This is a genomic window from Chitinophaga flava (assembly GCF_003308995.1).
Lineage (GTDB): Bacteria > Bacteroidota > Bacteroidia > Chitinophagales > Chitinophagaceae > Chitinophaga > Chitinophaga flava.
The window spans coordinates 643,568-659,277 of the sequence record NZ_QFFJ01000002.1; the positions used below are offsets into that span (position 1 = coordinate 643,568).

Here is a 15,710-nt window from a genome sequence, read left to right on the forward strand (position 1 = left end):
TCTGTCTTTTACCTATGTGCACGCACTGGAAACCCTGTCTTGTTATGTTACTCATGCTGTCTGCGATGGCGAATGTCTGTCTGGCCGGGACAGATACGCTTCCTTCAGGCTATTACATGCAGCATTTTGATAATACAAATGGATTGCCTCAGAACACTGTTATGGCCATCGCCGCTGATCCCTGCGGCTTTATATGGCTCAGTACACAAGATGGGCTGGCCCGCTTTGATGGCCTGCGGTTTATCACCTTTGGCATGAATAGCCTCCCGGTTGCTTCTAACCGTTTCCTGGCTTTTTACAGAAATATGCAGGGAGGGCTGTCGGTATACAATGAATGGAAGGAACATGTACGCATTGTTGATGGCTGGCCTCACCGTGATACGGTGGCAGCCAATTATCCTGGCAGTTACCTGCAATGGCATGCCATCAATGACAGACTGGATTCCGGAACAACGGGCCTCCTGGGACTTCCGGAGAACATACAGGTGATGGGAGGGGTCATCAAAAGACTGGTGTTGTACGACAATATTAAAGGTGTTTATAACATTGTCCAGGGGAAGATGAGTTTTTATGAGAAAGGTGTACTCCGTTATGAAGTGCCTTTTCACCACGGAAAAAAATGCAACTTTTTTTTATTATACAACCGGTTATACTATTTACATGATAATGGTACCTATTCTGCCATAACTTCAAAAATCCATACTGGTTTCCTGGAAGGGGATATCCGTGCTGATCCGGCATTTCCCGGAGCTATGCATAACAGTACCTTCTTCTGGAATGTATATACTGCTGACCAGGCGATACTGTATTTCAACCAGTCATTTTACCTTGTGAAAGCCACCAGCCAGGGCCGGCTCACCACTACTCGCATCATTTCCGGCTTTAATACCGCTGATCTGGGCATCCAAATTGCCTGGTACAACGAACAGCAGGGAAAGCTTTACCTGGGCAGTAATACTAAAGGGCTGTTTATCCTTTCCAAACAACGTTTTTACGCGCTGAAAACTTTGACTGGTGGTGATTCCTATTATGGCCAGACGGCTTATACAAAAGATAAAATACTGACGGCGCAGGGAGATATGATCAGCACACATGGGGAAGTTCACAGTATACCCGCCATCAGACAGCGGATGTCCTCAGACTGGTATAGCGTGTTCACCGATAGTCTGCATCACATCTGGCTAAAATGGGGCCCCTGGGTGCACAAACATGATGGTAAGTCTTTTCAACTACTCAACAGATGGCGCTTTCCTGCCAAAATAAGTATAATCTACGATGGAGGAGACGGAAAAATGTGGATCGGCTTAAGAGGAAAAGGGATCGCTCTCATGGACCTATACCAGAAGAATGCGCAGCCGGAGTTGTTTCTGCCATTGAAAGAGGATGTGAGCTACTTCGCCCGCTATCATAATACGATGTTCATGAGTACCGACAAAGGTTTCTACCGTATTGACATTCCCTCGCGGCGTATAGATACCATAGCTCCCCTACAAAAAATATACGTGCGCAGTCTGTATGTTTCAGGGCCGGATGACGTATGGCTTACTACCTATGGCAAAGGCTTCTACCGCTATTACAAAGGGAAGGTAACAGCCTTCCCGCTGGATGCTAACAAAGCACTCGCCACCGCCCATTGTATCATCCCCGACAATAAAGGTTTCTTCTGGATCACTACCAACAACGGCCTTTTCCAGGTGAGTCAAGCCGATCTCAGAGCTTATTCAGCCGATACCACCAATACCCTGTATTATCACTACTATGATAAAAAAGAAGGTTTTCTGACCAATGAATTTAACGGCGGATGTCAGCCCTGCGCTATAAAGCTCGATAATGGCACCATTTCACTGCCTTCGCTGAATGGTCTGGTGTTATTTAATCCGGATAGCATCCATCCTCTGTTGCCCAACAATGATCTTTTTATTGACAAAATTCTGGCAGATAAGCAGGAAATGCCTGCCGCCGGGCATTTGGACCTGCCTCGCAAACTCAGTCAGCTCAATATTACCGTTAGTTCCCCTTATATGGGTGACCAGAAAAATCTTCAGATGAGTTATGTACTGGAAGAAAGTGGGCATCAGTCTATGTGGCTGCCGGTACCGGAAGATGGTACCATTTCGCTGTCTATGCCCTCTCATGGCGACTATACGCTGCTGATACGTAAACAAAACGGTTTCGGAAAAGATAATTACCAGGAAAAAAGAATCACTTTCAGTATTGCGGCCGCATGGTACCAAACCTACTGGTTTATGGTATGTGCGCTGGGATGCATTGTCGGTGGCTGTTTTCTGCTGATGCGGCTACGCCTGCGTTACATCAGAAAACGTAATACCCAGCTGGAAGCCGCGGTGGCCCTCAAAACCCGGGAACTGCAACAACGTACCGATGTACAGGAAAGGATTATTCGTTCCGTCAGTCACGATATTCAAACACCACTCAAATATCAGCAGTTCCTGTCGAAAAAAATCTATGAAGGACTGGTCGCGGAAAATAATCCTACCCTCACAGACATCGCCAAGGTAATGCATGAACATACCTATCGTCTGCACTACATGACAGAAAACCTCCTGAATTATCTGAAGGTACAGGTGGCAGAACAACCTTGCCGTACAGAAAGATTTTCCCTGAAGGAAGTAGTGGATGAAACGCTGCTTATTTTTAAAGATATCGCACGCGAGAAAGGAACAGCTATCGATAATCATATCCCGGCAGATCTGGAATGGGTAGGCAACAGACAGTTGTTGTCTGTAGTGCTGCACAATCTGGTGGACAATGCAGTGAAGGTAACCCGCAACGGCACTATTATGATTGCCGCCCGGGCACAACATGGCAAAACCGCTATCTTCATAAAAGACACTGGCCCCGGCATGAAACGGGAGCTGGTGGAGTGGTTGAATACAGGAGAATCTCCTATACCATTAAGGAACGGCATCGGATTGATGATCGTCAGGGAACTGATCACCCTTCTTCAACTGGATTTGTTTGTTTCATCCTTGCCAAATGATGGTTGTTGCTTTTGTATACAGGACCGGCCATCTTGATTTTTTCCGCCAGCTCAATCACATTGGTTACCTGCATCTTTTCAAAGATCCGGGTTTTGTAGGTGCTGATAGTAGAGTCGTGGATGTTGAGCGCCTGCTTGATTTCCTTGGCACTAGCGCCTTTTATCAGCAGGTTCATGACCTCTGTTTCCCGCTGAGACAAAGGCGCCGGTTCGCCGGTCAGCACGTTTTTGGGCTTCAGGAGTTCACTCACCAGCTTGTCCTGTAAGGCTTCGCTGATATATTTCTTACCCCTGAATATTTTCTGGATGGCAGACTTAAACTCCTCCGGAGGAGCGGATTTTGAAAGATATCCATCTGCACCGGCTTTTAAATATTCCGGCGCATATACCACTTCATTGTAACTGGAAAAAATCAGAATAGCAGTCTGTGGCTGTCTGAGTTTTACAGAGGGTACCATCAGAATCGTATCGCCGCCGGGAATATGTATATCCAGCAACAGCATATCAAAAAACTGCTTCTCCAGCTTTTTAATGGCTTCATCAAAAGTTTCTGCTTCTTCAATTTCTGCGTGCGGATAGAGCTCTTTGATCATGAGCATAGCGCCCATTCGGACTACACCGTGGTCTTCAGCTATAAGGAACGATGGCATGGTAAATAGGTATGGTTACGGCAAAAGTCTCCTTCTTTTCTGATACTTTCTGTAGTAATATTTCTACAAAATAGTAATATTCTGATAGTGGTTTTAGAATTCTTGTTACAAAAGTCCCCGGCCAACACTGCTAATTTTGATTGGCGCTATTGCTTTTCAACCATTTCCTGTAAAACGAATGTTCTGTCATAGAGAGGGTCTATGAAAATACCTGAATTCTGTTGAATGCTGTTGATACCGGACGTTTATCGCCTTCCGTCAGGAGGCTCAAAGGAAATGCAAAACCAATCCCCCAATGATGAAAAAACTTTTACTGTCATGTTTATTTGTACTGGCTGCATTATTGTCGCAGGCACAGAGTACCTACTATTGGGTAAAAGGCTCCGGCGCCTGGGAAGATATTAACCACTGGTCTTCTACCTCTGGCGGAACCCCTAATAAGTCGATCATACCTGGCCCGGACGATGACATTTACTTTGATGCCAACAGTGGTTTGGTAAACGGTACTGTAGTAACCCTGCCGGTAGGCAGTCATGCTTACTGCCGGAATATGTCATGGGTGGGGGTTACAGGTAATGCAACCTTCAGAACTACATCTACCGCCTCCAAGTACACGCTTTATATTTCAGGAAGTGTTGAATTGGCTTCCAGTGTTGCTTATGGTATGATGTCGATAGTGTTTAACGGGCCAACTCCGGCAACCTTCAAGGCGAATGGGGCCGCCCGTGTGAATGCGGCCGGATGGTACAACCCCTTAACGGTTGATAAGCCAGGAAGTTCCCTGAAGATATTGGGGGATATTCCTGGGTCTTTTGCTCTGCGTAATCTTTACCTGACCAATGGAAAGCTCGACTTGTCCGGTGGTACACACACTTTTGGCAGCTTTATCAGCAATAACAATAATGTCAGGGAGGTGGATATTACCAATGCCACGATGATTTTGTCCACTGTGTCGCAGCCAAGTACCTGGGATCTGGAGGGTACCAATTATACGCTTTATGCTACGGGCTCCTATATCCAGACCGTTAATTTCGGGTCGAATGGGGGCAATTACCCCAAGGTCGACATTACCGGTACGGACAATGGTATGGTCATTAATGGTACCACTTTCAGCACGCTGACGTTTACCAGTACCGCCTCCACGCCGGGGATGGTGAGGATCGGAATGAATAACATCATTGATCAGCTGGAGTTTAAAAGCCATGGTAATATCCGGGCTGGCGGTAACCAGATTGCACGCCTGCTGATGGCGCCAGGCAAACAGCTGCTCGTGTGGGGAGCAAGTACGATTACAGCATTGCTGCGAATGAACGCACAGGACTGTGCTGGTCTGAGCGAATTATTGGGCGCTGATTCCCAGGCAGCCCTCAATTTTGGTGCTGGTGCAACAACGGATCTGCGCAATGTTTATGCAAAAGATGTGACCTTTGGTGGAAGTATTGTTTTGCCAGTGTCTTTCCAGGGGCTTGATGGGGGCGGTAATACGGGTATGGATATACAACCACTCAGCGGTGGAACGACCATGTATTGGGTCGGTGGTGCCGGCGACTGGAATGATCAGAACCACTGGAGTGCCACCAGTGGCGGCACCGGTGGCTATTGCGTTCCGCTTTCCGCCGATAATGTAATATTTGATGCCAACAGTGGTTTTGCTGCGGGTAACAATACTGTGAGTACCACAACTAATACCTGGTGTCACAATATGACCTGGACCAACCTGTCCACGCCAGTCACTTTTACTACCAGTGCGGGTTATACAGCAGAAGTTTGGGGCTCCCTGAGCCTGGATCCCAATGTGACCATGACTGCAACCCTGACAATGAAAGGGGCGGAAGATGTTACCCTCACTACCAATGGCTCTTCTCAGGGAAAACTTACACTTACCATCACGAAACCGGTAGGTTCTGTCACCCTCACGGATAATTTCACCAACCCTCAGGCATCGATTGTGTTGAACAGTGGCAAGCTCTATATGGCTAGCCGTAAATTGGATATTTACCAATTTAAGAGTAACACTAACAATGCACGAACAATAGATATTACCAATGCAACCATCACTACTAGTTACAACTGGGAGCTGACTGGTACCGGACGCACGTGGGTCAATAATGGTGCAGGTTCTTTTATTACCAGTAATGACTATTTTTTGGTATCTGGTCTTACTTATCCCAAAGTATATTGTACCAGCGATCTGGACCATTTCAACATCTCCGGTGCTACAATTGATGAACTGATATTTACCAATCCTAATCCTCTCTCCAAAGCAGATATCAGCGGCAATAATATTATCGGTACCCTGGAGTTTAAAGGGGCAGGAGACATACGAGGGGGCGGTAATCAGATCGCACGGCTGTTGATGTCCCCATCCTCTATTAACAAGTTTGCAGGAAATAATACCATTAAAGAGCGGATACGACTGAACAGTGCTACCTGTTCCGGATTGGGAGAGATGAGGGGGCCTGGTACCTTAAATTTTTCTCCAGGTGTCACTTTTGATCTGGCCAACGTGTATATACAAAACATGACAGCTACTGGTAGTGGTATACCTATACCTGTAACAGGCGTAGATGCCGGCGGAAATACAGGGTTCTCGATTACCGCCACAGCCGGAGGTAATCGTTATTGGATAGGTGGTAGTGGCGACTGGAATGATCCTTCACATTGGTCTGCTTCTAGTGGAGGACCAGGCGGGGCTTGTGTTCCTACCGCTATTGATAATGTATTTTTTGATGCCAACAGTTTTACCAATGGTAGCAGTACGGTGAGTGTTGCGGCAGGAAACGCTTATTGCCGTAACATGGACTGGACCGGTGCAGGCTTTAATCCGGAATTTAACCATACCACCAGTTTTAGTATGGAAATCTGGGGCAATCTGGTCATGAATCCGGTAGTGACGATGAACGCCTCACCAGTCTTTAAAGGACCTTCCGATGTTACGATTACCACCAATGGCAGTGGTAAGGGCTCCTTGGTGATATCAATTGATAAACCTGCTACCAATACGGTACGTTTCCTTGATAATTTTATCAATCCCGCGGGAGGAACCATTTCACCAAAAAGTGGAATAGTAGACCTGACTGGCCTTACTATAAAGCTGTCCTCGATTTCTGATTATTATTCAACAGGACCGACTACCATTAAGATTACAAATGCCACTATTAATGTTACGGAGTGGTATTATGCCAAAAGTACCTCCAGAACATTGGAGGCTAGTGGATCTTCTATTACAGCGATCAGTTTCTATACCAGTGGTAGTGTTTACAACAAGGTGGACGTTCAGACGAGTGATGGTAACAAAATAGCCATTAGCGGGGCCACCATTACAGACCTGTTGTTTAGTAATACCACAAATCCATCAGGTGCTTTTATAAATGCGAACAATACCATTGGCAGGCTGGAATTCAAGAGCAGTGGAAGGATAACTGGTATCAATAATACGATCGGTACCTTGATTTTTACGCCAGGTAAAATATATACATTCACAGCCAACACAAATACCACGATTACCGGAGACTGGTTTGGGAACGGAACGCCCTGTCGCCTTACTGAAATTAACACTGGCGGCCCAGGTAATGCTACGGTTACTAAAACAACCGGTACTGTAAATTTCGATTATGTAAGGGTAAAAGGTATCACCGCTGCTGGTATTACACCATTTAAAGCCGGCGAACATAGCCTGGACCAAGGTAGTAATGTGAACTGGAGCTTTAAACCCTACAACAGTTCTGCGCCTATCACCGGTCTGGGACCTGATCTCATCCTGTGCTCTGATAAATTTCCCTATACACTCACCACAGACGGCTTTTTTGGCTCGCCGATGTGCCAGTATAAATGGAATGATGGTAGCACCGATCCCACGCTGGTGGTTACCAAAGGCGGAACTTATAGTGTGTCCGTAACTTTCCCGGATGGATGCTCCTCTTCCGGTACCATCAAGATTACAGAGAGCAAGGTAGTGGTGCCTGCTATTACTGGTAATTTAAATGTCTGCGAACAGGTTACCACTTTACTCGCCAATACTACTCCCGGTGGTATCTGGAGCAGCAATGCCACTACTGTGGCCTCTATTGATGCCACCGGCCTGGTAACTGGTATCAAAGCCGGTACAGCAGATATGATGTATGAAGTAACCAATGCAGATGGTTGTAAAGCCAGTCAAACCGCTACCGTTACTGTAAATGCTTTACCGGTCGTATCCCCGATTGCTGGTACTACCAGTGTATGCGTTGGCGTTACCACTGCTTTAAATAGCACCACTACCGGTGGCGTATGGAGCAGCAACAACAACGCTATCGCTACAGTCAATGCATCCGGCGTGGTAACCGGTGTTGCCGCAGGTACTGCAGATATTATATATGAAGTGACCAATGCCAATGGTTGTAAAGCACAACAAAAGGCCACTGTAACCGTAAAAGCCCTGCCGGTAGTATCTCCCATTACCGGTACAACCAATGTGTGTGTCGGTTCTACTACTACCTTAAACAACGCCACCACCGGCGGTACATGGAGCAGCAGCAATACAGCTGTCGCTACAGTAGATGCCAATGGTCTGGTAATGGGTGTTGCCGTAGGATCTGCCAATATTAAATATGAAGTGACTAACGCAGATGGTTGTAAAGCGCAACAAATCGCTACTGTAACGGTGAACGCACTGCCGGTCGTATCTCCGATCACCGGTACTACCAGTGTATGCGTAGGTGTTACCACTACTTTAAACAGCACCACTACGGGTGGTATATGGGGTAGCAGCAACACGGCTGTTGCTACAATAGACGCCAATGGCTTGGTAACAGGCGTTTCTGCTGGTACCGCAACGATTACGTATGAAGTAACAAACGCTAACGGCTGTAAATCAAAACAAGCTGCCACAATAACTGTAAATGCCCTGCCGGTAGTATCTCCGATTACAGGCACAACCAGTGTATGCGTTGGGGTTACAACTACCTTAAATAACACCACTCCCGGCGGTGTCTGGAGCTGCAGCAACGCGGCTGTCGCTACAATAGACGCCAATGGCTTGGTAACAGGTGTTTCCGCCGGCACTGCAACGATTACTTATGAAGTAACCAATGCCAACGGCTGCAAATCAAAACAAACTACTACCGTAACTGTAAATGCACTGCCAGTAGTATCTCCAATTACAGGAACTACCAATGTATGCACCAGTTTCACTACAACCTTAAGTAACACCACTCCAGGCGGTATATGGAGCAGCAGCAACACTGCTGTCGCTACGATAGATGCCAATGGTCTGGTAACAGGCGTTTCCGCTGGTACTTCAACGATTACTTATGAAGTAACCAATGCCAACGGCTGTAAAGTGCAACAAACTACTACCGTAACCGTAAATGCACTGCCGGTAGTATCTCCAATCACCGGTACTAATAGTGTATGCGTTGGAGTTACAATCACCTTGAATAGCACTACGCCAGGCGGTATATGGAGCAGCAGCAACACTGCTGTCGCTACGATAGATGCCAATGGTCTGGTAACAGGCGTTTCTGCTGGTACCGCAACGATTACGTATGAAGTAACAAACGCTAACGGCTGTAAATCAAAACAAGCTGCCACAATAACTGTAAATGCCCTGCCGGTAGTATCTCCGATTACAGGCACAACCAGTGTATGCGTTGGGGTTACAACTACCTTAAATAGTACCACTCCAGGCGGTGTATGGAGTAGCAGCAACACCGCTGTCGCTACAATAGACGCCACAGGCGTTGTGACTTGTGTTTCTGCTGGTACCGCAACGATTACGTATGAAGTAACAAACGCCAACGGCTGTAAAGCACAACAAACTACTACCGTAACCGTAAACGCCCTGCCGGTAGTAACTCCAATCACTGGTGCCAATAGTGTATGCGTTGAGGTTACCACTAGCTTAAATAGCACCACTCCGGGCGGAGTATGGAGCAGCAGCAATACTGCTGTCGCTACAATAGACGCCAGTGGTGTTGTGACAGGTATTTCCGCCGGTACATCAATAATTACTTATGAAGTAACCAATGCTAACGGCTGTAAATCGAAACAAACTGCCACTATAACTGTAAACGCTTTACCGGTAGTATCTCCAATCACCGGAACCAATAGTGTATGCGTTGGAGTTACAACCACCTTAAATAGTACCACCCCAGGCGGCATATGGGGCAGCAGTAACACGGCTGTCGCTACAATAGACGCTAGTGGCCAGGTAACCGGTGTTTCCGCAGGTACTTCAACGATTACTTATGAAGTAACCAATGCCAACGGCTGTAAATCAAAACAAACTACTACCGTAACTGTAAATGCACTGCCAGTAGTATCTCCAATTACAGGAACTACCAATGTATGCACCAGTTTCACTACAACCTTAAGTAACACCACTCCAGGCGGTATATGGAGCAGCAGCAACACTGCTGTCGCTACGATAGATGCCAATGGTCTGGTAACAGGCGTTTCCGCTGGTACTTCAACGATTACTTATGAAGTAACCAATGCCAACGGCTGTAAAACACAACAAACTACTACCGTAACCGTAAACGCCCTGCCGGTAGTATCTCCGATTACAGGCACAACCAGTGTATGCGTTGGGGTTACAACTGCCTTAAATAGCACCACTCCAGGCGGTGTATGGAGTAGCAGTAACACCGCTGTCGCTACAATAGACGCCAGTGGCCTGGTAACTGGTGTTTCCGCTGGCACATCAACGATTACCTACGAGGTAACCAACGCCAGCGGTTGTAAATCACAACAAACTGCAACCGTAACCGTAAACGCATTACCAGTAGTATCTCCGATCACCGGTACCAATAATGTGTGCATCGGCCTTACGACTAATTTGACTAACACCACCCCAGGCGGTATATGGAGCAGCAGCAATACTGCTGTCGCTACAATAGACGCCAGTGGTGTTGTGACAGGCATTTCCGCTGGTACTTCAACGATTACTTATGAAGTAACCAATGCCAACGGTTGTAAAGCACAACAAACAACAATAGTAACTGTAAACGCTTTACCAGTAGTATCGCCTATTACAGGTGCCACTAGTGTATGCGTTGGTGTTACCACTAGCTTAAATAGCACCACCCCAGGCGGTATATGGAGCAGCAGCAACACTGCTGTCGCTACGATAGATGCCAATGGTCTGGTAACAGGCGTTTCCGCTGGTACATCAACGATTACGTATGAAGTAACAAACGCCAACGGCTGTAAAACACAACAAACTACTATCGTAGCTGTAAACGCATTACCAGTAGTATCTCCGATCACAGGCACTACCAATGTGTGCACCGGTTTCACTACTAGCTTAAATAATACCACCCCAGGTGGAGTATGGAGCAGTAGTAACACGGCTGTCGCTACAATAGATGCTAACGGCCTGGTAACGGGCGTTTCCGCTGGAACAACAACGATTACTTATGAAGTAACCAACGCCAACGGCTGTAAAGCACAACAGTCATTAGCTATAACCGTATATGCGTTACCGGTTGTATCACCCATCACTGGTACTACTAATGTATGCGCCGGTTCTTCTACTACTTTGAGCAACACTACTGCCGGTGGCATATGGAGCAGCAGCAATACCGCTGTCGCTACAATAGATGCCAGTGGCCTGGTAACAGGTATTTCCGCCGGCACTGCAACAATTACTTATGAAGTAACAAACGCCAGCAACTGCAAATCACAACAAACAGTAACCATAACCGTATATGCACTGCCGGTAGTATCTCCGATTACTGGTACTACCAGCTTGTGCAACGGTACCACCACAGCCTTAAGTAATGCTACCCCGGGTGGCCTATGGAGCAGCAGCAACACAGCTGTCGCTACCATAGACGCTAATGGCCTGGTGACTGGCGTTTCAGCCGGTACAGCAACGATTGTTTATGAAGTAACAAATGCTAACGGCTGTAAAACACAACAAACCGCTATCGTGACTGTAAAAGCACTGCCGGTCGTTTCACCTATTACAGGCGCAACCACCGTATGCTTAGGCGGTACAACAACTTTAAGTAACAACACTCCGGGTGGAACCTGGAGCAGTAATAACCCCAATTTGGCAAGCATAGGATCCGATGGAACAGTGAACGGAGTGGTAGCCGGGACTGTTATCATCACTTATCAATTAACAGCGGCTGGCTGTTTCAACAGTACCAGCATTACCTTGACTGTCTCCGACTGCACCAACACTGCACCGCCGGTAGCACAGAATGATGTGGCAGAAACCTATGCAGATACGCCAGTTGATATTAACGTACTGAATAATGATTCCCAGCAGAATGGTACTATCAATCCGGCTTCCGTACAGATTGTACGACAACCGGCACACGGCAGCGTGACCATTAAACTGGATGGCACTGTAACGTACACACCGGCAGCGGGTTATAACGGTACAGACAACTTCGTGTATACCGTGAAAAACATGGCCGGAATGGAATCCAATCAGGCTACCGTTCAGATTACCATCCTGGAAGGGCCTGTAGCGGTAGACGATGATGCTACTACCAGCTCCGATAAGCCTGTCTCCATACCGGTGCTGGCTAACGATCGCGGTAAAATTGATCCTTCAACTGTCGTAGTAACATTGCAGCCTAAGCAGGGCAGTGTTACCGTAAATGCAGACGGTACAATAACGTACACGCCTGCACGTAAATATGCCGGAAAGGATAATTTCCGCTACCAGTTTAAAGATAAAAACGGGAAGGTGTCCAATGAAGCGACTGTTAATATTGAGGTAGAAGCAGAAGAACTTTACATTCCAAATGCTATCACACCTAATAATGACGGTAAGAATGACCGCTTCGTGATCCCTGGTATTTCAAAATATCCGGGCACTACACTCACCATCTTCAACCGTTGGGGCAATGAGGTGTATTATTCTCCCAACTATGATAACCGCTGGGATGGTACAGGTCTGAGTGGCGGCACTTATTACTATATCCTTAAACTGAATACCGGACAGGATAGTAAAGTATATAAAGGTTGGATTCAATTATTACGTTAATCAGGCATCGTACAGCATGCACAAAATATTCAGCAATATGTATTCGAAAATATTGATCTTTTTCATCCTGTTAAGTTGCCTGGGCCAGATGGCTCAGGCCCAACAGGAGGTACAGTTTAGCCAGTATGTGTTCAACGGATTAGCGGTCAATCCGGCATACGCAGGCTATCGTGGAGATACCCACCTGGGTGCCAGCTTCCGTAAGCAATGGACCAGCCTGCCCGGTGCTCCGCAAACAGGTGCCGTTTCTATTGATGGCGCTCCTTCCTGGGCCAACGATGAAACAGTAGGATTGGGCGCCCAGGTACTCTGGGATAAACAAGGCCCGCAGGAATATCTTTCCTTCACCGGTTCCTACGCCTACCGTATACGCCTCGACGAAGAAGGTGTCAGCCGCCTGTGTCTGGGTATTGGCGCCAGCCTTTCCCAGTATGCTGTAAAGGGAGATATGATATCAGTACTGGATGAAAATGATCCCAATGTACCGGTAGGTAAAGTCAGCACATTCCAACCAGATGCCAGCTTCGGTGTCTACTACTATAACCCTCATTTTTATGCCGGTGTTTCCGTGATGCAACTGTTTACCCGGGAACTGAACAACAGGATCATTATTGCGGGTGTAGATAAAGAATTTCTGACCATCCGTAAAACGAAACACATGTATTTCACAGCGGGCGGTTTGTTAAACCTCTCCGGTGATGTTAAACTGAAGCCTTCCATTATGATCAAGGATGACTTCAACGGTCCTACCAGCCTGGATTTTAACCTCTTTGCCCTGTTGTCCGAAAAACTATGGATCGGTGGTTCTTACCGTACTGCCGTGAATATATGGGACCACAATAACCTGAAGTCCGGCCTCACTAAAACCAATGCAGCCAGTGCTATGATAGAATATTTTGCAACCGACCGGCTCAGAATCGGATATGCCTACGACGTGATGACCAACAGGTTAAGCGGCTACCAGGGCGGTTCGCATGAAATATCCATCGGCTTCCTGATCCCTAACAGAAAGATGAAGGAAAGAATCATCAGTCCAAGGTATTTCTAAATCATACAACAATGGCAATAAAACATTTCACTATAGGAAGCCTGTTGTTATTGATGGCAGCAGGAATAAAAGCACAGGAGCAGAAATCGGTGCTGGCAATCGCCGATGAACATTATACCCGCTATGAATATAAACCTGCAGCCGTATTGTATAGCAGACTGGCGGCGAAAAAGAATGTACAGCCGGAGGTGCTGAAAAAGCTGGCGCAGTGTTATCGTAAGATCAATGCTTATCAGGAGTCTGTTGACATCTTTCAAAGGATTGCGAGTCTCCCCGATGCACAGCCGGAAGACTTTCTTCACTATGCAGATGCCCTGAAGAGTATGGAACAATACGAAGCAGCCAAAACACAATATACCCGCTATGCGGAGCTGTCAAAACACGATGTTGGCTTGCAACTGGCAGGATGTGACTCCGCATTGCTGTGGAAAGCTTTACCGGCCGCTTTTAAAGTAGTAAACAGAACAGAACTCAACACCGCCTCTTCTGATTGGGGCGCGGTCTGGTATGGAAATAAACTGGTGTTCAGCTCCGACAGTCTGCGATATACGATGCTGGATCCGGGTACCAAACCTGGTCATAAAAAGTTTCCGGCAACAGACCGCCCATACCAGAAACTGTATTTTGTAGACACAGTTCAGGGCCAGCCAGCTGTGGCGCTGATACGGGGCATCGAAACTACGTTTAACCGATACCGTTTTCATATCGGCCCGGTTGCTTTTTCTGCCAGCCTGGATACAGCGTATCTAACGGTTACCAACCCTGATCAGATCACGCATAAAAAGGAAAAATCAAAAACTTTATACGGTACCCGCAGGCTGCAATTGTTTATCAGCATAAAAAAAGATGGCAAATGGCAAACTCCTGAACCATTTACTTACAACAACCCTGAGGCATATTCGCTCGGACATGCCACACTGAGCAGGGATGGCCGTTATCTCTACTTTGCCAGCGATATGCCGGGAGGTATTGGTAAAACAGATATCTGGTACAGCGAAAAACAACAGGACGGTTCATGGGGCACACCGGCCAACTGTGGCCCTGTAATCAACACCCCGGAAGAAGAAGCGTTTCCGGTAGTGAACGGACAACAGGAATTGCACTTCTCCAGCAAAGGCCATGTCGGTATGGGAAGTCTCGACATCTTCCTCACAAAAGGTGCCGCCGGCAACTGGACGGCTCCTGTTAATATGCATTCCCCGGTTAATTCCGCCGGTGATGATTTCCTGCTGGAGCAGAAAGGTCCACAGTGGTTCTTTGCTTCCAACCGCCAGGGTGGGAAAGGAGAAGATGATATTTATTCTCTGGAGCAGTTAACTATTCCCGAGCCATACCAGGCAGCCAGCAAGCCAGTGAAGATATTGCAGACACTGGTGATGGACGCCCAAACCCGGAAACCACTGGAAGACGCGGTAGTAACGTTGTTCCATAAACGAAAAGAAATAAGTTGGACGCAACAGGTGAATTCTGGCGGAAGAAATTATAATGTGCTGGAAGAAGCTGCGCCCTATATGGTGTTTGCTGCCAAGGATCGTTATGCTTCTTCAGCGATGTATGTTTTCTCTTCTGATACGTTGTCTGCAGATACCCTTCGCGTAACACTTTATCTCACCAAAGAAACGCCATCAGTCAACGATGTGATAACACTACAAAACATCTATTACGACCGCGATAAATACGATATCCGTCCTGAGGCTTACCCAGTGCTGGATTCACTGGTAGCATTCATGTTACGTTATCCCAATATGAAAGTAGAAGTTGGTGCCCATACCGATAGCCGTGCCACAACTGCCTATAACCTGGAGTTATCCAACAACAGAGCTGCTGCAGTTGTCAACTATCTCATCAAACATGGGATAGCGGAAGAACGAATGCAGGCCAAAGGCTACGGTGAGTCAAAACTGGTGAACCGATGTGCAGATGGGGTAGAATGTTCTGAAGAAGAACATCAGGTGAATAGAAGAACAGAAATCCGGATATTGCGCAGATAACATGTTTGTATAAAAAAATAAAGGAGCAAAGATTATT

5 protein-coding genes are annotated in these 15,710 nt (G+C 46.9%); 4 read left to right on the forward strand and 1 reads right to left on the reverse strand.

Features of this window, described 5'->3' with window-relative positions; all coding sequences use genetic code 11:
- The first annotated feature begins 44 nt into the window (after window positions 1–44).
- Entirely contained in the window at window positions 45–3,038 is a 2,994-nt protein-coding gene (locus DF182_RS19010) for a sensor histidine kinase (protein ID WP_113617407.1), read from the forward strand.
- Here DF182_RS19010 and DF182_RS19015 read toward each other — a convergent pair.
- The gene (locus tag DF182_RS19015) at window positions 2,956–3,651 is read right to left on the reverse strand and encodes a response regulator transcription factor (RefSeq protein WP_113617408.1); all 696 of its coding nucleotides are present in this window, start codon (window positions 3,649–3,651) and stop codon (window positions 2,956–2,958) included. The two genes, DF182_RS19010 and DF182_RS19015, sit on opposite strands and share 83 nt — an antisense overlap.
- A gap of 295 nt (window positions 3,652–3,946) precedes the next feature.
- On the opposite strand from DF182_RS19015, the gene DF182_RS19020 reads away from it, so the two are divergent.
- From DF182_RS19020 to DF182_RS19030, 3 genes are read left to right on the forward strand one after another with little or no spacing between them, the layout of a single operon-like run.
- A complete protein-coding gene (locus DF182_RS19020; protein WP_113617409.1) occupies window positions 3,947–12,634 on the forward strand; it encodes an Ig-like domain-containing protein in 8,688 nt (2,895 codons plus the stop codon).
- Between the two features lie 37 nt (window positions 12,635–12,671).
- Complete coding sequence (locus DF182_RS19025) at window positions 12,672–13,682, forward strand: PorP/SprF family type IX secretion system membrane protein (protein WP_161964185.1); 1,011 nt, start codon at window positions 12,672–12,674, stop codon at window positions 13,680–13,682.
- 11 nt (window positions 13,683–13,693) lie between these two features.
- Window positions 13,694–15,673, forward strand: coding sequence for an OmpA family protein (locus DF182_RS19030; protein ID WP_113617411.1), 1,980 nt, complete (start codon window positions 13,694–13,696; stop codon window positions 15,671–15,673).
- Window positions 15,674–15,710 lie beyond the last annotated feature (37 nt).

What these genes read in the sequence shown, in the direction of transcription:
- DF182_RS19030 (WP_113617411.1), top strand. Translation starts at nt 13,694, where the DNA reads ATGGCAATAAAACATTTCACTATAGGAAGCCTGTTGTTATTGATGGCA.
- DF182_RS19025 (WP_161964185.1), top strand. Translation starts at nt 12,672, where the DNA reads ATGTATTCGAAAATATTGATCTTTTTCATCCTGTTAAGTTGCCTGGGC.
- DF182_RS19020 (WP_113617409.1), top strand. Translation starts at nt 3,947, where the DNA reads ATGATGAAAAAACTTTTACTGTCATGTTTATTTGTACTGGCTGCATTA.
- DF182_RS19015 (WP_113617408.1), bottom strand. Translation starts at nt 3,651, where the DNA reads ATGCCATCGTTCCTTATAGCTGAAGACCACGGTGTAGTCCGAATGGGC.
- DF182_RS19010 (WP_113617407.1), top strand. Translation starts at nt 45, where the DNA reads ATGTTACTCATGCTGTCTGCGATGGCGAATGTCTGTCTGGCCGGGACA.